We start from the raw sequence: 26157 nt of genomic DNA, 5'->3' as shown, positions 1-26157 counted from the left end.
CCCGTGCTTCAGCCAGCACGCCACACCGCCCGCAATCGCTCCAGCGCTGACTCGATCGCCTTTTCGGGCACGGCGGCGAAGCCCAGCACCAGCCCCGCTCGCTGATCCATCGGCGTCGTGGAGTCGGGCAGCCAATAACTGCTCAAGCCGTTGATCTCGACATCGACACTTTGCGCCAACTCGATCAATTCACGTTCGCGCGCAACGCTATCGACAGGGACGGTCATGTGCAGCCCGGCGGCGACGCTGGGTAATGTTCCGACGCCGGGAATCTCCGCCGGCCAGCCATTGAGCAATGTGTTACGGCGACTCAACGCCGCACGGCGCATGCGGCGGATATGTCGCTGGAAATGCCCGGCCGCCATGAACTCGGCCATCACCGCCTGGGTACTGACCTCGGAATGGCGTACGTCCACGGCACGGCGTTGGGCAAAAGCCTGCACCAGCCCTGTCGGTAACACCAGGTAACCCAGGCGCAACGCCGGAAACGCCACTTTGCCGAACGTGCCGACGTAGAGCACCCGGCCTTGCCGATCCAGTGCCGCCAGAGGCGCCAGTGGCGCACCGCTGTAACGGTACTCGCCGTCGTAGTCATCCTCGACGATCCAGCCCTGGGTGCGTTCGGCCCAGGCCAACAACTCCAGGCGGCGAGCCAGGCTCATCACCACCCCGGTGGGGTACTGATGGGACGGGGTGACGTAGGTCAAACGGCAATCACGCAGCTGTGCCAGTTCAGCGCAGTCGATGCCCTCGCCATCCACCGCCACCCCATGCAATCTCGCACCTGCCACGGCGAACGCATGACCGGCCGCCCGATACCCGGGGTTTTCAATCGCCACCCCATCACCGGACTCCACCAACAGCTGTGCACAAAGGCTGATCCCCTGCTGCGCACCACTGGTGATCACAATTTGTTCAGCCGTGCACTGCATGCCACGGGAACTGCGCAAATACGCAGCAATCATCCCGCGCAAGCGCGCATCGCCAGCCGGGTCGCCATAACACAGCTGCTGCAAATCCGGTTTGCGCCAGAAAGCCGCGTTCAGCTTGGCCCAGACCTCGAATGGAAACAGATCGAACGCCGGAACACCGACCCGAAATGCCCGCGGCGGACCGCTCGGCGGACTGGGTAAATGGTTGTTTTTTAGCCGTGCCAACGGATCGGTGTGGATAACTTTGCTGGATGGATCCACAGGCAAATCGAGCCAATTTGTGGATAAGGCTGTTGATAACCCTGTTGAAAAGCCTGTGGATATTTTTGTGGATAGTTTTTTTTCCGGCAACGCCGCCTGAGGCAGTTGCGCGACATAAGTGCCGTCCCCGACTCGCCCCTCAATGAAGCCTTCGGCGTACAACTGATCGTAGGCACGCACCACGCTGTTGCGGGAAATAGCCAGCGCTGCGGCCAGGTCACGACTGGCCGGCAGACGCGTTCCACTGGCCAATCGTCCGTCGAGGACGCGCAGGCGCAAGGCCTGATAGAGCTGTCGACTCAACCCCTGGCGACGGTCGAGTTCGATACCGGCCGGGTTGAACGACAGGGAAAGCGGCGCATCCGTCATGACAATGGACCTATGAAATTGGTCATTAATGGCTCTTACAACAGACCAATAGCCTGCCTAGGATGAAGGCATTCGCCAAGGAAAATATCTCCATGTATACGCCGCGCGCTTTTGCCATCGACGAGTTGTCCCAACTGCATGAACTGATTCTCGCCACCCGTCTCGCCATATTGGTGACCCACGGCGAAAGCGGCCTGCAAGCCAGTCATGTGCCGGTGCTGCTGCATTGCGAACAAGGCTTGAACGGCACGTTGTACGGGCATCTGGCCAAAGCCAATCCACAGTGGAAAGACCTGCGCGACGGTGCCGAAGCCCTGCTGATTTTTGCCGGTGCCGATGCCTACGTCAGCCCCGGCTTCTACCCGAGCAAGGCCGAACACGGCAAAGTCGTGCCAACCTGGAACTACGTCGCCGTACACGCCTATGGCCGAGCCGAAACCTTTAGCGATGGCGGGCGGCTGCTCGACATCGTCAGCACCCTCACCGACCGTCATGAAGCTGGCCGCGCCCAACCGTGGTCAGTGGCCGATGCCCCCGCCGATTACATCGACGGCATGCTCAAGGCCATCGTCGGTTTCGCCATTCCCATCGACCGTCTGGAAGGCAAGCGCAAGCTCAGCCAGAACCGCAGCCCCGCCGACATCGCCGGCGTACGCGAAGGCCTGGCCGCCAGCCCCGACGTCAACGACCAGACCCTCGCCCAATTGATGCGCTAAGGAAATCACCATGAGTCAAATCGACATTCGCCAAGTCACCGCCGGTGATCACGCGGCCTGGTTGCCGCTGTGGCAAGCCTACCTGCGCTTCTATAAAACCGAATTGCCGGAGGCCGTCACTCACAGCACCTGGCAGCGCATGCTCGACCCGAACGAACCGACCCACGCCGCCCTCGCCTGGGCTGACAATAAAGCCGTGGGCATGGTGCACTTCATCTACCATCGTTCGAACTGGGCCATCGAAAACGCCTGCTACCTGCAAGACTTGCTGGTGGTCCCGGAAACCCGAGGCACCGGCGTCGGCCGGCAACTGATCGAGTTCGTCTACACCACGGCCAAGGCCGACGGCTGCAACAAGGTGCACTGGCTGACCCACGAAACCAACGCCACCGCGATCCAGCTCTACGAGCACCTTGCAGAACGCCCCGGTTTCATCCAGTTTCGCAAAGCCATTTAAGGTTCAAGGAGAACAACATGTCGACTTCACTCGCCAACTGGAAAGGCGTCCCGGCCCCCACGACACAACTGATCGAAGGACGCTTCATCCGCCTGGAAAAACTCGACCCGGCGCGCCACGGCGACGACCTGTTCAAAGCCCTGCAAGGCCCGGGCGCCGACCCGAAACTTTGGGACTATCTGCCATACGGCCCCTTCCCGGAGCGCAGTGTCTTCAACGACTGGCTGAACAACCACGCGGCCAATAGCGACCCGTACTTCTTCAGCGTGATCGATCGCGCCAGCGGCGAGGTCCAGGGCATCCTCAGCCTGATGTCCATCGTTCCGGCCCAGGGCCGCATCGAAATCGGCCACGTCACCTTCGGCGCGCCGATGCAGCGCTCGCCGAAAAGCACCGAGGCGGTTTACCTGCTGGCCAAGGAATCCTTCGCCCTCGGCTACCGTCGCCTGGAATGGAAATGCAACAACGCCAACGCCCGCTCCAAATATGCGGCCGAGCGTTTGGGTTTCAGTTTTGAGGGTGTGTTTCGCCAGCACATGGTGGTCAAGGGGCAGAACCGCGATACGGCGTGGTACTCGATCCTGGATTCGGAATGGCCGGCGATTGGGGCCGGGTTCGAGAAGTGGTTGAGTGATGAGAACCAGACGGGGTCGAGGCAGTTGAAAAGCCTCGTTGAGTGCCGCGGCTAAAAGCATCAAAAGCAAAAGATCGCCCGAGCGCGGAGCGAGCCTTCGGCAGCTCCTACAGGGTCGGTGTATATCCTGTAGGAGCTGCCGAAGGCTGCGATCCTTTGATCTTCAATATGCCGCGTTATAAAGCCGAATCAGGACGTACGATAGGAGCAGTTTCAGCTGATATCCCGTCGAATCCGCACCACACCCATTTTCAGTCCAAACGGACGGAACACTGCGTTCAAAGACTTCAGTGTCTGATTCCCTTCTCCATGTTCAATGTGCACCAGCGTGCGCACCGAGATTCTGCACATTTTGGCGAATTGGGTCTGGTGCAGGCCGGTGACTTCGACTCGCAACCGTCGAACCGCTTCGCCAATTTCAAGAGTGCCCTGAGCTAAAGCCTCTTGAATGCTTTCTATGAGCACTGTGCGCTCAGCAACGGTCATGCTCATTTCAAGCCCCACTCTTTCAAACGTTGCTCCAGATTTTTTAATGCAATTTGTGGGTGATTCATTGTCTGTCCAGGCAGACCGCTGGCCGAGAGAATATCGGGGAGCGCCATCAGACGATTTGCATCTTCACGCAGGCGCTCAAATAGATCCTGCACGTCACTCAAAGCGGCCAATGGATCATCCGGGTCAGCGATGTCGGCCAATGTACGGCACACCCCGCGCCAATCAACGTCACCCGCTCTCTCCAGATCTTTTGGCCACTTGGTGGTCCGTGTCACACCTTCGTCGTCCATCACCATGGGCGCTAAATCATAAATGGGTGCAAGGCGAAACGAGGCGTCATCTCGGATGATTGCGGTATTGCGTCCGTGGTTATCCGAGTTGCCGAGGATTTTGTTGATCAGATCCCGACGAAGATAATCGGCAACGAGATCCGGGATTTGATCCGCCTGCCCCGCCTCACGCCATAGTCCTGCCAACAAGCGGATAACGTCCATGTGGTCCAAAGCACTACCCGGCGTCGTAATGTTTGCCAGCGAGTAAATTGACTCCACGGCAAAGCGCTCGACGCCTTGGTCGGTCACTTGGCGGTCAAAACGCTGCATCCACAAGCTGGGTTTGGTTGCTTCTTCCAGTGCAAGCCCCTCGACGGCCACAGTCTCAATCCCCAGACTCTGGAGCGCCCTGTAGTAGTGATACTCGCTTCTGAGGATTACCTGATCAGTTTCCAGCCCCTTGTTGCGGGCGAACTTCACAAACCAATGTTGAGTGACGTCGGCATCCCCAAGTACTGCATCCGGGTACAGTAGCCCCGCCTTGTTCTGAGCCAACAAAAGCTTCGGAGCCTCGCCACCTGCACCTGTTGCGCCACCAATGGCAGCCCCCTGCTCATAGGCATACTCAAGAAATCGATTATTGCGACTTATGACGTCCTGGCGCTCAAAACCAATCGGCTCACGCTGATCCACTGCTTCGGCAGACGCCTTGACCCGCATATTTCCAATCGGCGCCGGTGTGCTTCTGGCCAGCAGATAAAGGTCTGCACTTACGTCCGCGGGCTTGTCTTTGCCTATATGCGCCAAAAGGAACCTTTTGGCTGCACCTGCGGGTGCAACATCATGTAAAAATGCTGGCGCATTGGATCGTCTGCCATCCCAATCCAAAGGGAATCTCGCGCTCACTGCCTTGGCGAACGGAGTTCCAATATCTTCGTAATTTTCAAAAAGATACGTTTGCTGGTAGCCAAAATTGCAGCGACTTTCGAAGCCTTTTTCAGGGCTGTCGAAGCTCAAAATCATGGCGTCGTGCCAGTTTCCTGCCCAATAGATCTGTAGAGTCAGATCGTACATGTCGTCACCACCTGCATTTAAATGCATATTCTCATGGCTGATTATCGCGATTAATGCAATATAGTGCACACGAAGAGCGCAGGCACAGTGGCTATGTGTATTAAAATGCAGATCAAACCACTTGCGTGGTAAAAAAACGCAAAATAATGCAGATCACGCCGAACCAATAGTTCGAAAGCCACAAAACCAGAAATTGCCTTACGGACGATGCCGGAAAAGTCGGTCGCGACAACAGGGGATGAGCGTCTGATCGCCAAATCCAGAGCATAAAAAAAGGGGAGCACATGCCCCCCCGAGGTTTAAAGCGTTGTATCGAGGCTGTTAACTCAGCCTTCGATCTCGATCAGGATCTCGCCCGGGTTCACCCGGTCGCCCTTGGCCACGTGAATGGCGGTGACTTTACCGGCGATGGCCGCCTGGACTTCGGTTTCCATCTTCATCGCTTCGGTGATCAGCACAGCCTGGCCCGCCTTGACGGTGTCACCCTCCTTGACCAGTACGTCGACGATGTTGCCCGGCATGGTGGTGCTGACATGGCCTGGTGCGGTGGCTTGCTTGCGCTTGCTGCTACCGCCGCCGACGAATTCGTTGAGCGGCTCGAACACCACTTCTTCCGGCATGCCGTCGATGGACAGGTAGAAGTGACGCTTGCCTTCAGCCTTGACGCCAACACCGGTGATGTCGACGCGGTAGGTTTCGCCGTGAACGTCGATGACGAACTCGGTCGGTACGCCTTCACCGCCCGCCGAAGCCACCTTGCCGGCTTCCGGAATCGGCAACAGCACTTCAGGTGTCAGGGTTCCGGCCGCGCGCTCTTCGAGGAACTTGCGACCGATGTCCGGGAACATGGCGAAGGTCAGCACGTCTTCTTCAGACTTGGCCAGAGCACCGATATCGGCGCGCAGCTTGGCCATTTCCGGCTTGAGCAGATCGGCTGGACGCACGTCGATCACTTCTTCGCTGCCGATGGCCTGGCGACGCAGTTGTTCGTTGACGGTGCCCGGCGCCTTGCCGTAGCCGCCTTGCAGGTACAGCTTCACTTCGTTGGTGATGGTCTTGTAGCGCTCGCCGGCCAGCACGTTGAAGAACGCCTGGGTGCCGACGATCTGCGAGGTCGGGGTCACCAGTGGCGGGAAGCCGAGGTCTTCGCGAACGCGCGGGATTTCGGCCAGCACTTCGCTCATGCGATTCAGCGCGCCCTGCTCTTTCAACTGGTTGGCCAGGTTGGAAATCATCCCGCCCGGCACCTGGTTGACTTGCACACGGGTGTCGACGGCGGTGAATTCGCTTTCGAACTGGTGGTACTTCTTGCGCACGGCGTAGAAGTACAGGCCGATCTCTTGCAGCAGTTCCAGGTTCAGGCCGGTGTCGAACTCGCTGCCCTTGAGGGCCGCGACCATCGACTCGGTGCCCGGGTGGCTGGTGCCCCAGGCGAAGCTGGAGATCGCGGTGTCGATGTGGTCAGCGCCGTTTTCGATAGCCTTCATCTGGCACATTGCAGCCAGGCCAGCGGTGTCGTGGGAGTGGATGAACACGGGCAGCGATTGCTCGGCTTTCAGAGCCTTGACCAGTTCGCCAGTGGCGTATGGGGTCAGCAAACCGGCCATGTCCTTGATCGCCACCGAGTCGCAACCCATGGCTTCCATTTGCTTGGCCTGGTTCACGAAGGCCTCGATGGTGTGCACCGGGCTGGTGGTGTAGGCAATGGTGCCCTGGGCGTGTTTGCCGGCGGCTTTCACCGCTTCGATGGCCACGCGCAGGTTACGCACGTCGTTCATGGCGTCGAAGATACGGAACACGTCGATGCCGTTGACCGCGGCCTTGGCGACGAAGGCTTTGACCACGTCGTCGCTGTAGTGGCGGTAGCCCAGCAGGTTCTGGCCGCGCAGGAGCATTTGCAGGCGGGTGTTAGGCAGCGCGGCGCGCAGTTGGCGCAGACGCTCCCACGGGTCTTCCTTCAGGAAACGTACGCAGGCGTCGAACGTTGCGCCGCCCCAGCACTCCAGCGACCAGTAGCCGACTTTGTCGAGCTTGTCGCAGATCGGCAGCATGTCTTCGGTGCGCATGCGGGTGGCGAGCAGCGATTGGTGGGCGTCGCGCAGGATCGTGTCGGTAACGTGGATTTGTTTGCTCATTGTTCTATTCCTCACAGGCCTGCGTGGGCGGCGATGGCGGCGGCGATGGCCAGGGCCAGCTCTTCGGGTTTGCGCTTGATCGAGTAGTTGGTCAGTTCAGGGTGGCTTTCAACGAAGCTGGTATTGAACTGGCCGCTACGGAATTCCGGGTTACGCAGAATTTCCTGGTAGTACGCGGCAGTGGTCTTGACCCCTTGCAGACGCATGTCATCGAGGGCGCGCAGACCACGGTCCATCGCCTCTTCCCAGGTCAGCGCCCACACCACCAGTTTCAGGCACATGGAGTCGTAGAACGGCGGAATGGTGTAGCCGGTGTAGATCGCCGTGTCGGTACGCACGCCGGGACCGCCGGGTGCGTAGTAACGGGTGATCTTGCCGAAGCTCGGCAGGAAGTTGTTCTTCGGGTCTTCGGCGTTGATCCGGAATTGCAGGGCGAAACCACGGTGCTGGATGTCTTCCTGTTTCACCGACAGCGGCAAGCCGGAGGCAATGCGAATCTGCTCGCGGACAATGTCGATGCCAGTGATTTCTTCGGTGATGGTGTGTTCCACCTGCACCCGGGTGTTCATCTCCATGAAGTACACCTCGCCCTCGGCGAGCAGGAACTCCACGGTGCCGGCGTTCTCGTAGCCCACGGCCTTGGCTGCACGCACCGACAGGTCGCCGATGTAGGCGCGCTGTTCCGGGGTCAGTTGCGGGCTCGGGGCGATCTCGATCAGCTTCTGGTTGCGGCGCTGGATCGAGCAGTCACGCTCGAACAGGTGCACCACATTGCCGAAGCTGTCGCCAAGGATCTGCGCTTCGATATGCTTGGGATTGACGATGCATTTTTCCAGGAACACTTCCGCCGAACCGAATGCCTTGGTGGCTTCGGAAATGACCCGAGGGAAAGCCTGTTCGAGTTCTTCACGGCTGTTGCAGCGACGAATACCGCGACCACCACCACCGGATGTGGCCTTGAGCATCACCGGATAACCAATGCGATCGCCTTCGGTCAGGGCTTCTTCGATGCCCGACACGTTGCCTTCGGTGCCTGGAGTGACCGGCACGCCGGCCTTGATCATGCTGCGGCGCGCTTCGGTCTTGTCGCCCATGCGGCGAATGACTTCAGCCGATGGACCGATGAATTTGATCCCGCGCTCAGCGCAGATTTCCGCCAGTTCGGCGTTTTCCGAAAGGAAGCCATAACCGGGGTGCAACGCATCGCAGCCGGTTTCCACAGCCAGGTTCACCAGCTTGCGCGGGTTCAGGTATCCGGCCAGCGGTTCGGCACCGATGCTATGGGCCTCGTCCGCACGCTTCACATGCAAGGCATGGCGGTCAGCGTCGGAATAGATCGCGACCGAGCGAATGCCCATTTCGGCACAGGCACGTACGATTCGTACGGCAATCTCACCACGGTTGGCGATCAGGATCTTTGTTATCACTTGGAGTTTCCCTTGAGCCGGTGGTACCCACGACCTGCTAGACCCAGGTCGACGCGTGACCAAATGTTTCAATTTGGTCGCAGGTCCACACTAGCGCCCACAAGGGATTAACAAAAATGAATAATAATTGGGTCGCGCATAAGTAAAGACTTATAGTTGATTCACCAGCCAGCGACCAGAGTGACCGGATAATGCGTAAGTCATTGATGCGTATGACTTTGCGGCAATTGCAGATCTTCAATGAGGTCTGTGATTTGCGCTCTTACAGCCGCGCGGCCGACGAAATGTCGCTCACACAACCTGCTGTCAGCCTGCAGATTCGTCAGCTCGAAGAGCTGATTGGCCAGCCGTTGTTCGATTACGTCGGCAAAAAGCTCTACATGACCGAAGCCGCTGAAGCGTTACAGCGAGCCAGCCGGGATATTTTCGGACGCCTGGAAAACCTCGACATGCAGCTGTCGGACATGCAGGGCTCGTTGCAGGGGCAACTGAAACTGGCGGTTGAATCCAGCGCCAAATATTTCGTGCCGCATCTGTTTGCCGCATTCAAACGCCAGCATCCGGAGGTGAACCTGCAACTGACGGTGGTCAATCGCGGCCAGGTGATTCGGCGTCTGTCGGACAACCGCGACGACCTGGTGATCATGTCCATGGTGCCTCAGGACATGGGCCTGGAGTTCCTGCCGTTCCTGAACAACCCGATCGTCGCCGTGGCGCCACCGGATCACCCGCTGTGTCACATGGGGCCGCTGCGCTTGCAGGATCTCGAGCCCTACACACTGTTGCTGCGTGAGCCAGGCTCCGGGACGCGGCTGGCGTGCGAAGAATACTTCAAGGAGAAGCGTGTGCACTTCAACCAGACTCAGGAAGTCTCGTCTGCCGAAGCTCAGCGAGAATGTGTACTGGCAGGCCTGGGCGTTGCGCTGTTGACGCGCCACGCCCTGAACCTTGAATTGGCAACCGGTGGGTTGATCGAGCTACCCATCGAAGAGCTGCCACTGTTCCGCAGTTGGTGCCTGGTGCAGGCCAAGGCGAAACGCCTGTCACCGGTAGCTCACGCCTTCCTGGCGTTTATCCGCAGTGAACGGATCCAGATCAGCGCGCTGGTTGAGCGTTTCGACGGGAAGTCGAGGGAGATGCCTGCCAGAAGTTGAGTTCCAACTCTGGAAAATCGCCAATTTCGGCCAGAAGCTGACGGCGTTCGCAGCGATCTTCGATAGCGCGACGGAATTCCATGCGGCGCTGGTCTTCCTGCTGACGACGGGTTTTGACAGCGCTGTTGCGTTCTTCGTAGGGCATGGCCATTTCGAGTCTCCCAAGGCGAGTACGGGAGTTTCAAGATAGGCGCGAGGGATGACGGTTTGGCGGCTCGGGTGTTACAGACCGATGAATGTTGTTTGGTCCTGTGGCGAGGGAGCTTGCTCCCGTTCGGCTGCGCAGCAGTCGCACAATTCTGGGGCCGCTTCGCGACCCAGCGGGAGCAAGCTCCCTCGCCACAGGGGTCCGCGCCGGCCTTGAAGTCAGTCGTCCAGCGCTTTTACCGACTTGGGTGACAACCGCAAACTGCGCAAACTGCGTTTAACGCTCTTGAGGTGATTGACCAGGCTCGGTCCGCGGGCCATGGCCACGCCCATCGCCAACACATCGATCACCACCAGGTGGGCGATACGCGAGGTCAGCGGCGTGTAGATTTCAGTGTCCTCGTGCACATCGATTGCCAGGTTGACTGTCGACAACTCGGCCAATGGCGTCTGGCTCGGACACAAAGTGATCAACGAAGCGCCGCTTTCGCGCACCAGGTTGGCGGTGATCAGCAGGTCCTTGGAACGCCCGGACTGGGAAATGCAGATCGCCACGTCGGTCGGCTTGAGCGTCACGGCCGACATCGCCTGCATGTGCGGGTCGGAGTACGCCGCTGCAGTAAGCAGCAACCGGAAGAATTTGTGCTGCGCATCCGCCGCGACCGCACCCGAGGCGCCAAAACCATAGAACTCGACGCGCTGGGCCTGGGACATCAGCGTCACGGCCCTCTGCAACTCCAGCGGATCGAGTTTCTCGCGAACTTCCATCAGGGTATGCAGGGTGGTGTCGAAGATTTTCAGGCTGTAGTCGGCGACCGAGTCGTCTTCGTGGATCGCAAACTGGCCAAAACTCGCACCGGCCGCCAGGCTCTGGGCCAGCTTCAGCTTCAGGTCCTGAAAGCCGGAACAGCCGATGGCACGGCAAAAACGCACGATGGTCGGTTCACTGATGCCCACGCTGTGGGCAAGGTCGGCCATGGAGCTGTGCATCACGGCCGCAGGATCAAGCAGCACGTGGTCGGCGACCTTGAGCTCCGACTTGCGTAACAGGTGACGAGACTGGGCGATGTGTTGCAGCAGATTCAAAGGGCTGGACTCTTTGTTATTGGCAGGTGCCGGGGATGTAGCACGCTTGTAGTTATACTACATGAATCGGCTTTTTGCCTGCTCAATGCGTAACCACATCCCTCGGCATTCAGGCACGCGTGCTCCATGTAGCGCTCATTTGCGAGCTTTCCCGTTGCTTATCAATGCCCGCCACTTGGCGCTGCGGCTAAAATTTGCCTTTCTTACAAACGTCAGTACTGGTTACTCACCAAAAACGTACAGCCCACATCAACTTACAAACAAGTTAAGTATCGCTATCCACCAACCAAACAGAGAGGGATATATTAAACAGGCAGGACGCAATTATCTTAATTACAGGAGTTACACACAATGACCATTACAACTAAAAATTGGGTCGCCCAAATTGACCGCATGCCCGGCGCGGCTTCCTTCCATGCCTTTGGCACGGTAACCGTTCCAAACTCTGGCATTACGCCGAGGCTGGTATTGAGCGAAATCCAGGACAAGTCTTTTGATTTGCGACTCGACCTGGAACTTGAAACAACCCACGAAATTGCATTGCAAGTCCTGACAGACAAGTTTGTCGAATATAAAAAAATGGGGCCTTCCAGTGTCACCGGCGTCAGTATTTTTTTCGCAGGAAAGTTACTTCACCATATTGATAAAGTACTGATCACCGATTAAAGAATTACCCGCTGCAAACTTCCCGTCAGACCGCCATGGCCTGACGGGAAGCCATTTCGGTCAATCCACACCATTCTCTCGCAGCAGAACGGCCAGAACCTGCGCCTCGACCGGCCGACTGATCAGATAACCTTGCACCTCATCGCAGCGCTCAGCCTTGAGAAACTCAAGCTGCTCCTGGTGCTCCACCCCTTCCGCGACAACCTTCAACGACAAGCCATGGGCCATGGCAATGATCGCCCGTGTAATCGCGGCATCTTCGGTGCCCTCGCCCAGTCCGCGGATAAACGCCTGGTCGATCTTCACGTAGTCCACCGGAATGCGTTTGAGATAACTCAAAGACGAATACCCGGTGCCAAAATCATCGATCGCCAGCTTCACGCCCAGATCACGTAACTGCTGGAAGGTTGCGATGATGTGCTCGACGCTGTCCAGCAACTGGCTTTCGGTAAGCTCCAGCTCCAGGTAGTGCGGTGCCAACCCGGTCTCTTCCAGCACCTGTCGCACCAGACTGACCAGCTTGCCCTGGCGCAATTGATGCACCGACAAGTTGACCGACACCCGAATCGGCTCAAGCCCCTGTCGCTGCCACTCACAGGCTTGCCAGCAGGCCTGACGCAGCACGAACTCACCGATCGGGCCGATCAATCCGGTTTCTTCAGCCAGGCCGATGAAATCCCCCGGCGGCACGCGGCCCATGGTCGGATGATCCCAACGCACCAAGGCTTCGGCGGCATTCAACCGGCCAGTGGCCAGGCACAGTTTCGGTTGGTAAAACACCTTCAGCTGTTTGTCTTCGATGGCTTTGCGCAGGTGGTTTTCCAGTTGTAAACGCTCCAGCGTGCTGGCTTGCAAGCTGTCGGTGTAAAACTGGAAATTATCGCCACCCAGGTGTTTGGCATGCTGCATCGCCATGTTCGACTGACTGACCAGTGCCGATATTTCCCGGGCGCTGTCCGGCAACAGACTGATGCCCATTGACGCACTGACCACCAGCTCATGCCCGTCAATGGTCACCGGCAAACGCAACTTGCTCGCCAGACGAGTCGCCACCCGGGCCAGGCTCGAAAGGTTGCCGTAGGCGTTGAACAGCACGGCAAACTCATCGCCCGAGAGGCGCGCGATGGTGTCTGCTTCAGGCAATGCATTCACCAGTCGCCGGGCCATTTTCTGCAACAACTGGTCGGCGACTTCATGCCCCAGGCTGTCGTTGAGTTGCTTGAACCGGTCGAGATTGATGTGCAGCAAAGCCAGGCTGCGATAACCGCCCTGTCGTACTCGTTGATGAGCCTCGCTGAGACGCTCGCGGAACATCGCGCGATTGGCCAGACCGGTGAGTTCGTCGTAATGGGTCAGATAGCGCATACGCTCTTCGGATTCCCGGCGGGCAGAAAGATCCGCGAAGAAGCCCACGATATGGCTGACATTTCCCCGGCTATCGCGCACGGCATTCAATTGCAGCCATTGCGGATACATCTCGCCGTTCTTGCGGGTTTCCACCAATTCACCCTGCCAGCTGCCTTGCTGCTCCAGCGCCTGATGGATCGCGGCATAATGCCGACGCGCATCTCGACTGCATGGCAACTCAACGACTTTGCGTCCGATCATGTCTTCGATGGCATAGCCGGTCACCCGACTGAAGGCTTGATTGATTGCGATCAGGGCATAGTTCGGGTCGAAAATCACAATCCCTTCGCTGGCCGCCTCGAATACGGTCGCCGCCAGTTGCCGCTGCTCTTCCAGGTTTTTGCTGACGCTGATGTCGCGCCGAGTGCCGACCATGCGCAAAACCCGTCCGTTCTCGGCACGCTCGACCGCCCGCCCACGGTCCTCGATCCAGACCCAGTGGCCATCGCCATGGCGCACGCGATACTCGATTTGATAGTCCTCGGTGCGGCCCTTCAGATGCTCGACCAGTGCCCTTTTCAGCGCTGGAAGGTCCTCGGGGTGAAGACGCGGCTTGAGATGACGCAGGATTGCCGTGACCTGGTCCGGCTCCAGGCCGAACAATTCCTGAATCTGCGTGTGATGGACTTCGTCGGTTTGCAGATTCCAGTCCCACAACCCCAACTCGCTGGCCTTCAATGCCAGCGCCAGGCGCGCTTCGCTCTTGCTCAGCGCCTGGTTGGCGGCGTCCAGCTCCAGGCTGCGCTGAGCGACGCGGTTTTCCAGGTCGACCTGGATCTCTCGCAATTCGTTCTCGGCGCGTCGACGCTGTTCGATCTCCTTGGCCAGCTTTTGATTGAGCTGATCACTGCAGCTTTGCGCCTGCTGTAGATGTTCGATCAATGCCTGATTCTGAAAGCGTCGCATCAAGCCCCGATCGATCAATCGATTGACCTGCCAGGCAACCACACTCAATGCACCGAGCAGAATCAGCCCGAACCAGCCCCAGCCCTGCTGCTGTTCGTCACCGCCCCAAAACATATAGGCAATGGCCGGTAGCAGGCAGGGCAAGGTGAAAGACAGAAAGGCCGGCAAACTGACGGCATAAGCCACGCTGGCCGAAAGCGCTGCGGCACCGATGAGGCCGAAGACCCAGGCTTGCTGAATGAAGTTATCGGCGGGAACCAGGGCAATACCGGCACCGGCCAGGGTCAGACCGGTGAGGCCGGAGCCCAGCAAAAACATCCGCCGCCAAATGGGCTGGGCTTGACGATTGGGGATGGCCGAATCGAAGGCTGCGACCTGAATCACCCGCAATGCCACCAAGGACAACAACCACACCAGCCAGACACTGACCAGGAAATAGCGCTGCGGACTCCAGAGCAAACCGGCACAGACCAGGCCATTGATCAGCATGAACAACGTGGGCAGCAGCGAGCCCTGATACAACAGGCGCGTGCGTTCGACCGCCATTTCCATGGCGTATTGCTTTCTGATAACCCGAGGCTCCACAGTGGGGCCCGACAGGTCGAAGCTGAGGGTCATAGGCGATGTTCTTGTTCTTATAATGATGAGCATGGGCCCGAAACTGCTCGGAGCATACACAAGCAATTGCCCGGACCAAACTGCTGCTGATCAATAAATCGCCAAATTTTTCAGCCGCCGCCCCTCCCTGAAAACCCTGAAGGCACGCCCCGCCAACGCCCGCAGCCGATGACCGACCGGTCGTCCCTCGCGTAACTTTCATCGGTTAATGCGAAGCGGAGTTTGCCCGGTGTGTCGCGGCCCCCTAGAATGCCCCGATGCGCGATGATCTCTCCCTTTTGCTGAACTCCCTCAACGATGCCCAACGCCAGGCCGTAGCGGCCCCCGTGGGTCGTCAGTTGGTCCTGGCCGGTGCTGGCTCCGGTAAAACCCGAGTGCTGGTGCACCGTATCGCCTGGCTGATCCAGGTCGAAAACGCCTCGCCCCACTCCATCCTGTCGGTGACCTTCACCAACAAGGCTGCTGCCGAGATGCGCCAGCGCATCGAGCAACTGATGGGCATCAACCCGGCCGGCATGTGGGTCGGCACCTTCCACGGCCTGGCGCACCGCTTGCTGCGGGCGCACTGGCAGGAAGCAGGCTTGAGCCAGACTTTCCAGATTCTCGACAGCGATGACCAGCAACGGCTGGTCAAGCGGGTGATCCGCGAACTCGGCCTGGACGAGCAACGCTGGCCGGCCCGTCAGGCCCAATGGTTCATCAATGGGCAGAAAGACGAAGGTCTGCGGCCGCAACACATTCAAGCCAGCGGCGATCTGTTCCTGGCGACCATGCGCGGCATCTATGAGGCCTACGAGGCCGCGTGCCTGCGCGCCGGCGTCATCGACTTCTCCGAACTGTTGCTGCGCGCCCTCGATCTGTGGCGCGATCACCCAGGCCTGCTCGCTCACTATCAAAAGCGCTTTCGGCACATCCTCGTGGACGAGTTCCAGGACACCAACGCCGTGCAGTACGCCTGGTTGCGCCTGCTGGCCAAGGGTGGCGACAGCCTGATGGTGGTGGGCGATGACGACCAGTCGATCTACGGCTGGCGTGGCGCGAAAATCGAGAACATCTACCAGTATTCCGAAGACTTCCCGGACGCCGAAACCATTCGCCTGGAGCAGAACTATCGCTCCACCGCCGGCATCCTGAAGGCAGCCAACGCCTTGATCGCCAACAACACCGGACGCCTGGGCAAAGAGCTGTGGACCGACGGTGGCGACGGCGAGGCAATCAATCTGTATGCCGCCTTCAACGAACACGACGAAGCACGCTACGTTGTCGAAACCATAGAAAGCGCGCTGAAAACCGGCCTTTCTCGTAGCGATATTGCGATTTTGTACCGTTCCAACGCCCAATCGCGGGTTTTGGAAGAAGCGCTGCTGCGTGAACGCATTCCGTACCGCATCTATGGCGGCCAGCGCTTCTTTGAGCGAGCCGAAATCAAGAACGCCATGGCTTACCTGCGATTGCTCGAAGGTCGGGGCAACGACGCCGCGCTGGAACGGGTGATCAACGTGCCGGCCCGCGGCATTGGCGAGAAAACCGTCGAAGCGATCCGCGACCATGCGCGCCACAGCGATGTGTCGATGTGGGAAGCGATGCGCCAACTGGTGGCCAACAAAGGCCTGACCGGTCGTGCGGCCGGTGCCCTTGGCGCGTTTATCGAGTTGATCGAGAACCTCGCCGCCAAGTGCATGGAAATGCCGCTGCACCTGATGACCCAGACCGTCATCGAGCAATCGGGCCTGATCGCCTATCACGAAGCGGAAAAAGGCGAGAAAGGCCAGGCCCGGGTGGAAAACCTTGAGGAACTGGTCAGTGCCGCGCGTAACTTCGAAAACAGCGAAGAAGACGAAGACCTGACGCCATTGGCCGCGTTCCTCGGTCATGCCTCGCTGGAGGCCGGCGATACGCAGGCCGACGAGCACGAAGACAGCATTCAACTGATGACCCTGCACAGCGCCAAGGGCCTGGAATTCCCTTACGTGTTCCTGGTGGGCATGGAAGAAGGCCTGTTTCCGCACAAGATGAGCCTGGAAGAGCCCGGCCGCCTTGAGGAAGAACGTCGTCTGGCCTACGTCGGCATTACCCGGGCGATGCAGAACCTGGTAATGACCTACGCTGAAACCCGACGCCTTTATGGCAGCGAGACCTACAACAAGGTGTCGCGCTTCGTACGCGAAGTGCCCAAAGGCCTTATTCAGGAAGTACGCTTGTCCAACAGCGTCAGCCGGCCGTTCGGTGGCAACCAGTCGATGAGTGGCAGCAACCTGTTCAGCGGCAGCGAAATTCCGCAAACCGGGTTCAGTCTGGGTCAGACCGTACGCCATTCGATCTTCGGTGACGGCGTAATCCTCAACTTCGAGGGCGCCGGTGCTCAGGCCCGGGTGCAGGTGAACTTCAGCGAAGGCAGCAAGTGGCTGATGCTGGGTTACGCCAAGCTGGAAGCGATCTAAAAGACCGCCAAAGGTCTAATGTGGGAGCGGGCTTGCTCGCGAAGAACGATCACGTGGTATTACTGCACTACCGCGGTGTACCCATTCGCGAGCAAGCCCGCTCCCACAGGGTTCCGTGTGGTCTTGCAGATATTGATCTGAATAAGGTGCAAAAAAGCATGGGCTCAGGCTTCTTTTCCTCCTGGACATTCTGGGCCCTGTTATCGGCGGCGTTCGCGGCGATGACCGCCATTTTCGCGAAAGTCGGCATCGAAAACGTCAATTCCGACTTCGCCACCCTGCTGCGTACGATCGTGGTATTGGTCAGCCTGGCCTTGATTTTGTACGCCACGGGCCAATATCAGTCATTAGGATCGATCTCGGCAAAGAGCTACCTGTTCCTGCTGTTGTCGGGCCTGGCCACCGGTGCGTCGTGGATCTGCTATTTCCGTGCACTCAAGGTCGGTCCGGCGTCACTGGTTGCCCCGGTGGACAAACTCAGCGTGGTGTTGGTGGCCGTACTTGGCGTAGTCCTGCTGGGTGAAAAACTCGACTTGCGCCAATGGGGCGCAATGGGTCTGATCACGGCCGGAGTCGTCATGCTGGCATTACGTCGCTAAGCGAGTGTCCTACAGAACTTATCCACTCATCTGACAGATCAAAGTCAAAAGGCCCTATTGCACTGACTTAAGCTGAATAAAACCTGTCAGGCAAAAGCCCGAAACACTCTGCCGCTAGCCAGTAACACTTCAGCTGTGCAACATGGCGCGCGTGCCTTCCACAAATGGGAATTCCCTTTATGAAACGTTTTCTTAGCATCGCCATGGCGTTGTGCATCGGCCTGACGATGAGTCTCGACGTCAATGCCGCCAAGCGCTTCGGTGGTGGCAAAAGCGCAGGCGCTGCGCCGACGCACCAGACCAGCCAGATGGCTCCTTCTTCTCCAGGCATGGGCGGCGCTGCGGCGACCGCTGGTGCTGCCGGTGCCGCTGGCGCCGCTGCCAAGGCCGGTGGCGCTTCGCGCTGGCTCGGCCCTCTGGCCGGTATCGCTGCCGGCGGCCTGCTGGCCTCCATGTTCATGGGCGACGGCTTCCAGGGCATGCAGATCTTCGACATCCTGATCATGGCTGTCATTGCATTCCTGGTCTTCCGCTTTATCGCCGCCCGTCGTCGCAAGCAGCAGGAGCATTACGCTCCGGCCGGCCACGCACCGATGCAACGTGAAGCGTTCGAACAAAAGCCTGCCGGCGGTTCGATTTTCGGTGGTTCGCCAGCGCCTGTTGCCGCTCGTCCAGTGATCAACGCTCCAGCCTGGTTCAACGAAAGAAACTTCGTCGAAGCGGCGCGCAATCACTTCCAGTCCCTGCAACAGCACTGGGACGCCAATGAAATGGACAAGATCGCCGAGTTCGTGACCCCGCAAATGCTGGAGTTCCTCAAGCGTGAGCGTGCCGACCTGGGTGACGGTTTCCAGTCCACCTACATTGATAACCTCAATGTACAGCTGGACGGTGTGGATGATCGCGCCGACAAGACCATTGCCACCCTGACCTTCACCGGCGTGTCGAAAACCTCGCGTTTCGACCAGGGCGAAGTCTTCAGCGAAAGCTGGAACATGGAACGTGCACAGGGCGAAAACCAGCCTTGGCTGGTGGCAGGTATCCGCCAGAACGGCTGATCCCGCACCGCGCTTCACTTGCTGAAAAGAAAACCCCAGCCCTGGCTGGGGTTTTCTATTTCGCGGTTGCATCTATAGCAAGCTACTGTATAAACCGCCCCATATAAACCGCGCCATACAAGCAAGAGGATCCCGGACGTGGAAGAAATCATCGAACAACTGCGTGAAGCCAACGAACCGGTACCGGTCCCCTTGGAATTGCCTGACGAAGACCTGCTGGTCGAAATCGAAGAACAACTATTCATCGACATTCCGTTCGTCTTCAGAGAGTTTCTGTTGACCGTCAGCGACGTGGTCTACGGTAGCCTGGAACCGGTCACCGTGACTGACCCGCAATCCCACACCTACCTGCCCGACGTTGCCGCCAACGCCTGGGACGCCGGTGTCGATCGCAGCCTGATCCCGATCTGCCAGGACGGTGACGACTACTACTGCGTCGAAGAGGACGGCACCGTGGTGCTTTGGCAGGCCGAAGAAGAGCTGATCGCCGAAGAGACCTGGGAGTCGGTGTGGCACTGGGCGCGGGACGTCTGGCTGGAAAGCTGATTCCGTCAACGCCGCTGGGTGGTCAATGCCCGGACGACTCCTTGTGATTATCGAGGGTTTCCAGCAACGCCACCTGCATCCGCGTATGCACACGAATGAACCAGCGCCACAGCAGCGCCGCCACGGCGGCCGCGACCACGGCGATCAGTACCAGCAACTTGTTGGTCGGCAGAATACTGGCCGACAAGGCTGCCAACAGCAAAAAGATCACCAGCAGCGACAGGATCGGGATCACTTCGGCGATCACCCTGCGCACTCGCTGCGTATGGCGCCCGGCCATCTCTGGCTTGACGCCCATTTCCGCCAACAACATCGACAGGGCTTTGAGCTTGCGGTATGCCGCAATCAAAAAAGGCAGCGACAACAATAGCGCCCCACCCCAGATCAATGCCTTCTGCCAGCTCGGGTCGCTGATCCAGCCTTGCACGTAAGCCGACATGCGTTCGGCGAAGTACGCGCCCGAGAAGAAAATCGCGATCACCAATGCCAGGTTGACCCCGACCTGCAGCAAAATCCTTCTGATCATCGACGCCAGCAGCGCCCCCTCGCCCTGTGGCTGGATGCTGCGCAGCCATTCGCCGTACATCCCCAACACCCGTCCCAGGCGTTCCGGCATGACGCCCGCAAGCTTGATCGACAATGGATCAGCCGCGCGAATCAGATAAGGCGTCAGCAAGGTGGTGATCACCGACACCGCCACAGCCACCGGGTATAAAAAGTTACTGGTGACCTGCAACGTCATGCCCAGTGCAGCAATGATGAAAGAGAACTCGCCAATCTGTGAAAGACCCATCCCGACCCGCAGCGACGTGCGTCCGTCATTACCAGCGATAAATGCACCAAGGCCGCAGGACAACATCTTGCCGAGCACCACGGCTACGGTGATTACGGCGATTGGCCAAGCGTACTGAAGCAGGATCGCCGGATCGAGCATCAAACCGATGGCCACAAAGAAAATCGCGCTGAAAAGATCTCGAACCGGTTCAATCAAGCGCTCGATTTTCAGCAGTTGCCGGGATTCAGCCATGATCGCGCCGATCAGGAACGCGCCGAGGACCATACTGTATTCAAGCCTGACCACCAGCAGGCAGAAGCCGAAACACAAGCCCAGCACGGTAATCAGCAGCATTTCGTTGCTCTCGAACCTCGCCACGTAGGCCAGCAACCGCGGCACCAACAGAATGCCGATGACCAATGCGACGATCATGAACAGCGACAGTTTGCCCACTGTGGAAAACACTTCGCCCGAGCTGACCGTACCACTGACGGCGATGCTGGACAGAAGCGCGATGATGCCGATGCCCAGAATGTCTTCGACGATCAGCACACCGAATATCAACTGCGCAAACCGCTCGTTCTTCAACTTCAGATCATTGAGTGCCTTGACGATGATGGTGGTTGAGGAAATCGCCAGGATCGCGCCGAGGAACAGTGAATCCATGGTGTTCCAGTCAAACCAGCGACCGATCTCGTAGCCGATCCAGATCATCAGCACGATTTCCAGGAATGCCGCGATGAAGGCCGTGGCACCGACCTTGAACAACTTGCGCAGGCTGAACTCCAGGCCCAGGCAGAACATCAGGAATATCACCCCGAGTTCGGCCAGGGTCTTGATGGTTTCTTCGTCATGGATCAGGCCGAATGGCGGGGTGTGCGGGCCAATGATAAAACCGGCGACGATGTAGCCCAGCACCACCGGTTGTTTCAGGCGATGAAAAACCACGGTCACCACACCTGCGATCAACATGATCACTGCCAGATCCTGAATGAAACTGATGGCATGCATGGCGAGCGGCTCCCTGATTGAAGTTGCCCGACTCACAGACGCAGGAATGGTCTGATCAAGCCGAGCAAAAGTCTGCTTTGCGCGTAGGAAATGACCTTGTGTCCGGGCTTTTTGCAGGGTAACACCGCGACTTCTGGCAGAAAGGCGGTGCAATATATGGAAACAGATCGATCCGGCGTGACGGCGACTCCGCACCCGGCGTCCCGATAACTGTTGGTTTGAAAAAACCGCCGAGGCACCCGCAGAGGTGCATCCCTCAAACCTGGCCTTGACCCGTGAGAATGCTATGGAACCCGGAAACGCCCAGCTGTCGATGACGGTATTGATGACCCCAGACATGGCCAACTTCTCTGGCAATGTTCACGGTGGCACCCTGCTCAAGTACCTCGACGAAGTGGCCTACGCCTGCGCCAGCCGTTATGCCGGCCGTTATGTGGTGACCCTGTCGGTGGACCAGGTCATTTTCCGTGAGCCGATCCATGTCGGCGAACTGGTGACCTTTCTCGCCTCGGTCAACTACACCGGCAACACCTCCATGGAGGTGGGCATCAAAGTGGTGACCGAGAACATTCGCGAGCGATCGGTGCGTCACACCAACAGCTGCTTCTTCACCATGGTCGCGGTGGATGACCAGCGAAAACCTGCCCAGGTACCGCCGCTGCAACCGGACAACAGCGAGAGCAAGCGCCGCTTCATCCAGGCCCAGCAGCGCCGGCAGATTCGCCAGGAACTGGAAAAACGTTATCAGGAGATCAAGGGCGACGCCTGAGTTTGTTCAGTCAGGTTGACGGTGTTTTCTGGATAGCCTTCGCGAGCAAGCCCGCTCCCACAATGGATCTATGCAACACCAAAGATCAAATGTGGGAGCGGGCTTGCTCGCGAATGGGCTCAACACTCAATCAGAGGCTGATCGGGGTCGCCTCGAACCGCACCCGCGGATGGGCAATCCGGTCCTGAGCCCGAACCAGTTCCAACTCGTAGCTGGCACAGGCCTGGGTTTCCAGCAGCACTTCATGCACCGCCGACGCCGCGAACTCGAACGCGGCCACCAGGCTGTCACCCAACAGCACGCGTGCCAGGAACAGCCCGGAAGTCAGATCGCCCACACCCACCGGCTGACGCGGGAACGCCAGCAACGGGCGCTGCAAATGCCAGCTGCCTTCGGCTGTCACCAGCAGCATCTCAAAGACCTCTGCCGACTTGCCTGGGTAGTCCAGATGCTTGACCAGCACCGCTTTCGGGCCGCGCGCCAGCAATGCACGCGCCATGGCCAGGCAATCGAACAGCGATTGCGGCTTGCGCCCGGAGAAACTGTCCAGCTCCAGCTGGTTCGGGCACATGAAGTCCGCTACGGCGGCGGCCTCCTCCAGCAGAAAATCACTGACTTCCGCCGGAACACTGCAGCCTTTCTCCGGATGCCCCATCACCGGGTCACACAGGTACAGTGCCTTGGGATTGATCGACTTGATCCGCGTCACACCCGTCAGGATCGCCCGGCCCTGGGCCGCACTGCCAAGGTAACCGGAGAGCACCGCATCGCAGTTGCCCAGCTCGCCAATCGCCGCAATAGCCTCGACCAACTCAGGTATCTGATGCGGCGCCAGCACTTCGCCGGCCCATTGACCGTACTGGGTGTGATTGGAGAACTGCACGGTGTTGAGCGGCCAGACATTCACCCCGACCCGTTGCATCGGGAAAACCGCGGCACTGTTGCCGGCGTGACCGAATACCACGTGGGACTGGATAGCGAGCAAATGCGGTGTACGTTTCATGCGGTGGATTTCCGTAAAACGATTGAAATTCTAGCCGCGCAGTATGCGACTAAACGCAGCCTGTACGACAGACCAGCGACGCAGTTAAGCTGACACTATCTTGTTGGAGCACCCTGTTGATGCTGACCCTTGGAAATATATTCGTGCTGATGCTGTTCGCCACTGCCGGCGCATGGCTATGGCACAACCACGGCTTGCGCGAGCGCGCGCTGGAGCGGGTCAAGCAGCATTGCACCAAGCTCGGGATCGAATTGCTGGACGGCAACGTGGCGTTGAAAAGAATCGCGTTCATCAGGGATGCCAGTGGTCGGCGACGTCTGGCCCGCGTGTATAACTTCGAGTTCACCGTGACCGGCGAAACCCGCCACAACGGCACCATCACCCAGTTCGGCGCGCACAGCGCACAGATTGAACTGGCGCCCTACCCGGTCCCGTTCGACGAAACCGAACCGGTGGTCGATGTGGTAAAGCCTCGCGCAGAAGTGATCGAGCTGAGCCAGTGGCGTCAGGAACATACCAAGTGGCGGCCGTAAGCCGTTAAGCCGATTCGGCTCGGCACGCTGCCAGTTCACTCTGCAACCGTTCTGCATCCTGGGGTTCACTGAAAATCAGCTCGATGCGTGAATCCTGCCGCCACTCACTGGGCTGCCAGTCCAGCGCCGAGTTATCCACCGCGTTCGCCGAGATCCATCCGTTGGCGCTGTGGATAACCAGCTTCGCCCGCCTCCAGCCAAGGCTTTCAAGCCACTGGCCAACCAGCGCGGCATCAAATACCTGGCTTGGGTGCCAACGCCATCCGATGCTCCAGCCTCCGTCCTGCTCCTGACTCAGGCAAATGGGCAACGCGGGATCGCTCCAGACCGCCGGCAGCTGCGCCAATCCCTTGGGCACGACGAAGTTATCCACACCTGCCAGCGCTTTGGCATTCAGCCCCGGCAACTCGCTCAAGGATAAAACCGCCTGTTGCGTCCAGCACAGAGGCGTCGGCGGCAATAGAGCAGCGACTTGCTGGCGACTGTCTTCCTCGAGACCTTCGGACTTGTTCAGCAGTAACAGTCCCGCATGGCTCAGGGCTTGCTGTTGTGCATCCGGCAACGGTTTGCCAGCGGCGAGCGCCTGGGCGTCCAGCACCAACACACAAGGCTGAACAGCCAACACGCCTTGCCAAGGTGCTTCGCTCAATTGCCTGAGCAACTGCGCCGGATGCCCCAGCCCCGAGGGTTCGATGAACAGTCGATCCGGTTGCGCCTTGCGCAACAAGCGCCCAAGACCAATCTGAAAGGGTGCACCGTTGACGCAGCACAGGCAGCCCCCGGCCACTTCACCCAGTGCGATACCATCGGCGTCCCGGGTCAGCAGCGCAGCGTCGAGACCGATCTGGCCAAACTCGTTGATCAACACCGCCCACCGCTCGCCTGCCGGGCGCTGGGCCAACAGGTGCTTGATCAGGCTGGTCTTGCCGGCGCCCAACGGACCGGCAATGACATGAGTGGGGATATTCTGCAGCATGGTCGATGATTTCTGAGGAGGTGATGGATGCGGTTGATTGGCTTGTCGTTGCTCTTGGCACTCGTTTCAGGCGAGGCGCTGGCCCAGGCCTGCGTGGTTCACAGCCAGGCCGAGCGGCTTGATGTCCAGGTTTGCCAGCAGAACCGCAACATCCCGCCAAAACTCTTCGCCGATGGTTTCTGCCAGCCGAACCTGGCGGGGCAGAAAGTCGATGTGCAGTATGTCGATCAATGCCCCGGCGGCGCATTTGGCGTCTGCAGCAACGCTCAAGTCGCCAATATGCCCTACCGCCAGGATATTCACTATTACGGCGTTGCCACCGACGCGGCATATTTGCAGCCGTACTGCGAGGCCCAGAGCCAGGGCACCTGGCTCAAGCCTTGAAGCGCCATCAGAGGATCAGGCAGCGTCTTCGTACCAAGGGCCGAATGGATCAGGCAGCAAACGCCAGCCCTCTACGCCCAACGCCATTTCCTCATCGGTCAGCAGGCAGGCGTCCAGTTCGGCGGTGAGCTGCTTGAAGTCGATGTGCTGACCGATGAACACCAGTTCCTGACGACAATCCCCGCTGTCGGCGGTCCAGTTTTTCATGATCCCGGTGGTACTTTCTTCGTTCTGCGGCCATTGGTTTTTCGGTACGAAACGCCACCAGCGCCCGGCAAAACCATAGCGCATCAAACCGCCGGCCTGGGACCAGCTGCCGGCGTCCATATGCTTGCTCGCCAGCCAGAAAAAACCCTTTGAACGCAACAGCTTGCCGTTGTCCCAGGGGCCGTCGATGAAGTCGAAGAAACGCTGCGGATGGAACGGCCGACGTGCCCGGTAAGCGCTGGAAGCAATGCCATATTCTTCAGTTTCCGGCACGTGCTCCCCGCGCAGCTCCTGCAACCATCCCGGCGCCTGGGCAGCCTTTTCGAAGTCAAAACGACCGGTGTTGAGGATTTTATCCAAGGGGATTTCGCCCATCGTCATCGCAATGATTTCCGCCCGGGCATTGAGCCGCTCGAGGATGACGATCAATTCCTCGCGTTGGTGGCTGCTGATCAAGTCGATCTTGCTGAGCAGAATCACATCGGCGAACTCGACCTGCTCAATCAACAGATCGGTAATCGAACGTTCGTCTTCTTCGCCAAGTGTTTCTCCCCGGGAGGCCAGGCTTTCGGCAGCCTGATAATCGAGCAGGAAGTTCATACCGTCGACCACCGTGACCATGGTGTCGAGACGCGCGATGTCGTTGAGGCTCTGGCCGTTTTCATCGCGAAAGGTGAAGGTTTCCGCCACCGGCAGCGGTTCGGAAATGCCGGTGGATTCGATCAGCAGATAGTCGAAGCGGCCCTCCCTGGCGAGTTGGCTCACTTCCTCGAGCAAGTCTTCACGTAACGTACAGCAAATACACCCGTTACTCATTTCCACTAACCGCTCTTCAGCCCGATTAAGGCTGACATCACGCTGGACTTCGGTGCCATCGACGTTGATTTCGCTCATATCGTTGACGATGACTGCAACCCGCAGACCATCGCGATTACGTAGTATGTAATTAAGAAGTGTACTTTTTCCGGCGCCAAGAAAGCCGGAGAGAACGGTCACGGGGAGTCGGTTGGACATCTGCATATTCCTCACAGGGATGCCCGGTCGCTGCGCCGGGCTTATATAATGTTATATCATAACATCGCAAACAAGCCATTCTCTC

24 protein-coding genes are annotated in these 26157 nt (G+C 58.7%); 12 read left to right on the top strand and 12 right to left on the bottom strand.

Going from position 1 to position 26157, the window contains the following annotated elements; all coding sequences use genetic code 11:
- Window positions 1-8: 8 nt before the first annotated feature.
- Window positions 9-1562, bottom strand: coding sequence for a MocR-like pyridoxine biosynthesis transcription factor PdxR (gene pdxR, locus AC3WN7_RS12035; protein WP_102673730.1), 1554 nt, complete (start codon window positions 1560-1562; stop codon window positions 9-11).
- A gap of 92 nt (window positions 1563-1654) precedes the next feature.
- On the opposite strand from pdxR, the gene AC3WN7_RS12030 reads away from it, so the two are divergent.
- Genes AC3WN7_RS12030 through AC3WN7_RS12020 form a run of 3 tightly spaced genes read left to right on the top strand, consistent with a single transcriptional unit; the run spans window position 1655 to window position 3424 of the window.
- Window positions 1655-2278: an FMN-binding negative transcriptional regulator gene (locus AC3WN7_RS12030; RefSeq protein WP_007971713.1), complete on the top strand. Its 624-nt coding sequence runs from the start codon at window positions 1655-1657 to the stop codon at window positions 2276-2278.
- 10 nt (window positions 2279-2288) lie between these two features.
- Window positions 2289-2735 carry a GNAT family N-acetyltransferase gene (locus tag AC3WN7_RS12025; protein WP_095964369.1) on the top strand — a complete coding sequence of 149 codons (447 nt, stop codon included), beginning with the start codon at window positions 2289-2291 and terminating at the stop codon, window positions 2733-2735.
- A 17-nt stretch (window positions 2736-2752) separates the two neighbouring features.
- The gene (locus tag AC3WN7_RS12020) at window positions 2753-3424 is read left to right on the top strand and encodes a GNAT family N-acetyltransferase (RefSeq protein ID WP_095964370.1); all 672 of its coding nucleotides are present in this window, start codon (window positions 2753-2755) and stop codon (window positions 3422-3424) included.
- A gap of 158 nt (window positions 3425-3582) precedes the next feature.
- On the opposite strand, the gene AC3WN7_RS12015 is transcribed toward AC3WN7_RS12020, so the two are convergent.
- The 4 genes from AC3WN7_RS12015 to AC3WN7_RS12000 form a co-directional block, all read right to left on the bottom strand.
- Window positions 3583-3861 carry a helix-turn-helix domain-containing protein gene (locus AC3WN7_RS12015; RefSeq protein ID WP_095964371.1) on the bottom strand — a complete coding sequence of 93 codons (279 nt, stop codon included), beginning with the start codon at window positions 3859-3861 and terminating at the stop codon, window positions 3583-3585.
- Window positions 3858-5210 carry a HipA domain-containing protein gene (locus AC3WN7_RS12010; RefSeq protein ID WP_095964372.1) on the bottom strand — a complete coding sequence of 451 codons (1353 nt, stop codon included), beginning with the start codon at window positions 5208-5210 and terminating at the stop codon, window positions 3858-3860. The genes AC3WN7_RS12015 and AC3WN7_RS12010 overlap by 4 nt, the downstream gene beginning before the upstream one ends.
- Window positions 5211-5536: 326 nt before the next feature.
- Window positions 5537-7345, bottom strand: a complete 1809-nt coding sequence (gene oadA / locus AC3WN7_RS12005) for a sodium-extruding oxaloacetate decarboxylase subunit alpha (RefSeq protein ID WP_015097410.1) — start codon at window positions 7343-7345, stop codon at window positions 5537-5539.
- An 11-nt stretch (window positions 7346-7356) separates the two neighbouring features.
- Window positions 7357-8772, bottom strand: coding sequence for an acetyl-CoA carboxylase biotin carboxylase subunit (locus tag AC3WN7_RS12000; RefSeq protein ID WP_007971702.1), 1416 nt, complete (start codon window positions 8770-8772; stop codon window positions 7357-7359).
- A gap of 191 nt (window positions 8773-8963) precedes the next feature.
- Between AC3WN7_RS12000 and AC3WN7_RS11995 the strand changes: the two genes are divergently transcribed.
- On the top strand, window positions 8964-9926 hold the full coding sequence (locus tag AC3WN7_RS11995) for a LysR family transcriptional regulator (protein WP_007971700.1): 963 nt from the start codon (window positions 8964-8966) through the stop codon (window positions 9924-9926).
- Here AC3WN7_RS11995 and AC3WN7_RS11990 read toward each other — a convergent pair.
- Window positions 9868-10077, bottom strand: coding sequence for a PA3496 family putative envelope integrity protein (locus tag AC3WN7_RS11990; RefSeq protein WP_007971698.1), 210 nt, complete (start codon window positions 10075-10077; stop codon window positions 9868-9870). The genes AC3WN7_RS11995 and AC3WN7_RS11990 overlap by 59 nt on opposite strands.
- A 215-nt stretch (window positions 10078-10292) precedes the next feature.
- Entirely contained in the window at window positions 10293-11159 is an 867-nt protein-coding gene (gene hexR / locus AC3WN7_RS11985) for a transcriptional regulator HexR (protein ID WP_007954250.1), read from the bottom strand.
- A gap of 351 nt (window positions 11160-11510) precedes the next feature.
- Between hexR and AC3WN7_RS11980 the strand changes: the two genes are divergently transcribed.
- Entirely contained in the window at window positions 11511-11825 is a 315-nt protein-coding gene (locus AC3WN7_RS11980; RefSeq protein ID WP_095964373.1) for a hypothetical protein, read from the top strand.
- 60 nt (window positions 11826-11885) lie between these two features.
- Here the strand turns inward: AC3WN7_RS11980 and AC3WN7_RS11975 are convergent, their stop codons facing one another.
- Window positions 11886-14756 carry an EAL domain-containing protein gene (locus AC3WN7_RS11975; protein ID WP_095964374.1) on the bottom strand — a complete coding sequence of 957 codons (2871 nt, stop codon included), beginning with the start codon at window positions 14754-14756 and terminating at the stop codon, window positions 11886-11888.
- Window positions 14757-15013: 257 nt separating this feature from the next.
- Here AC3WN7_RS11975 and uvrD point away from each other — a divergent pair, with 257 nt between their 5' ends.
- The 4 genes from uvrD to AC3WN7_RS11955 all read left to right on the top strand — a co-directional run bounded on the left by uvrD (window position 15014) and on the right by AC3WN7_RS11955 (window position 19400).
- Window positions 15014-17197 (top strand): DNA helicase II, encoded by a 2184-nt coding sequence (gene uvrD, locus AC3WN7_RS11970; RefSeq protein ID WP_095964375.1) that lies wholly within the window; start codon window positions 15014-15016, stop codon window positions 17195-17197.
- Window positions 17198-17355: 158 nt separating this feature from the next.
- Window positions 17356-17796, top strand: coding sequence for an EamA family transporter (locus AC3WN7_RS11965; protein WP_095964376.1), 441 nt, complete (start codon window positions 17356-17358; stop codon window positions 17794-17796).
- 179 nt (window positions 17797-17975) lie between these two features.
- Window positions 17976-18854, top strand: a complete 879-nt coding sequence (locus tag AC3WN7_RS11960; protein WP_095964377.1) for a Tim44 domain-containing protein — start codon at window positions 17976-17978, stop codon at window positions 18852-18854.
- A 138-nt stretch (window positions 18855-18992) separates the two neighbouring features.
- Window positions 18993-19400, top strand: a complete 408-nt coding sequence (locus tag AC3WN7_RS11955) for an SMI1/KNR4 family protein (protein ID WP_003187120.1) — start codon at window positions 18993-18995, stop codon at window positions 19398-19400.
- A 22-nt stretch (window positions 19401-19422) separates the two neighbouring features.
- On the opposite strand, the gene AC3WN7_RS11950 is transcribed toward AC3WN7_RS11955, so the two are convergent.
- Window positions 19423-21186, bottom strand: a complete 1764-nt coding sequence (locus AC3WN7_RS11950; protein WP_095964378.1) for a cation:proton antiporter — start codon at window positions 21184-21186, stop codon at window positions 19423-19425.
- 286 nt (window positions 21187-21472) lie between these two features.
- Between AC3WN7_RS11950 and AC3WN7_RS11945 the strand changes: the two genes are divergently transcribed.
- Entirely contained in the window at window positions 21473-21955 is a 483-nt protein-coding gene (locus AC3WN7_RS11945; protein ID WP_007971685.1) for an acyl-CoA thioesterase, read from the top strand.
- Between the two features lie 130 nt (window positions 21956-22085).
- Here AC3WN7_RS11945 and pdxY read toward each other — a convergent pair whose 3' ends face one another.
- Entirely contained in the window at window positions 22086-22958 is an 873-nt protein-coding gene (pdxY, locus tag AC3WN7_RS11940) for a pyridoxal kinase PdxY (protein WP_102673729.1), read from the bottom strand.
- A gap of 119 nt (window positions 22959-23077) precedes the next feature.
- On the opposite strand from pdxY, the gene AC3WN7_RS11935 reads away from it, so the two are divergent.
- Complete coding sequence (locus AC3WN7_RS11935; RefSeq protein ID WP_007971681.1) at window positions 23078-23491, top strand: DUF3301 domain-containing protein; 414 nt, start codon at window positions 23078-23080, stop codon at window positions 23489-23491.
- A gap of 4 nt (window positions 23492-23495) precedes the next feature.
- Here the strand turns inward: AC3WN7_RS11935 and AC3WN7_RS11930 are convergent, their stop codons facing one another.
- Entirely contained in the window at window positions 23496-24467 is a 972-nt protein-coding gene (locus AC3WN7_RS11930; protein ID WP_095964380.1) for a CobW family GTP-binding protein, read from the bottom strand.
- 27 nt (window positions 24468-24494) lie between these two features.
- Here AC3WN7_RS11930 and AC3WN7_RS11925 point away from each other — a divergent pair, with 27 nt between their 5' ends.
- Entirely contained in the window at window positions 24495-24851 is a 357-nt protein-coding gene (locus AC3WN7_RS11925; RefSeq protein WP_095964381.1) for an NADH:ubiquinone oxidoreductase, read from the top strand.
- Between the two features lie 15 nt (window positions 24852-24866).
- On the opposite strand, the gene zigA is transcribed toward AC3WN7_RS11925, so the two are convergent.
- Entirely contained in the window at window positions 24867-26072 is a 1206-nt protein-coding gene (gene zigA / locus AC3WN7_RS11920; protein WP_102673728.1) for a zinc metallochaperone GTPase ZigA, read from the bottom strand.
- Between the last annotated feature and the right edge of the window lie 85 nt (window positions 26073-26157).

Source organism: Pseudomonas sp. FW305-70, assembly GCF_058783925.1.
The sequence above is the reverse complement of the archived record's forward strand: the minus strand, read 5'-3'. Positions and strand labels throughout refer to the sequence as shown.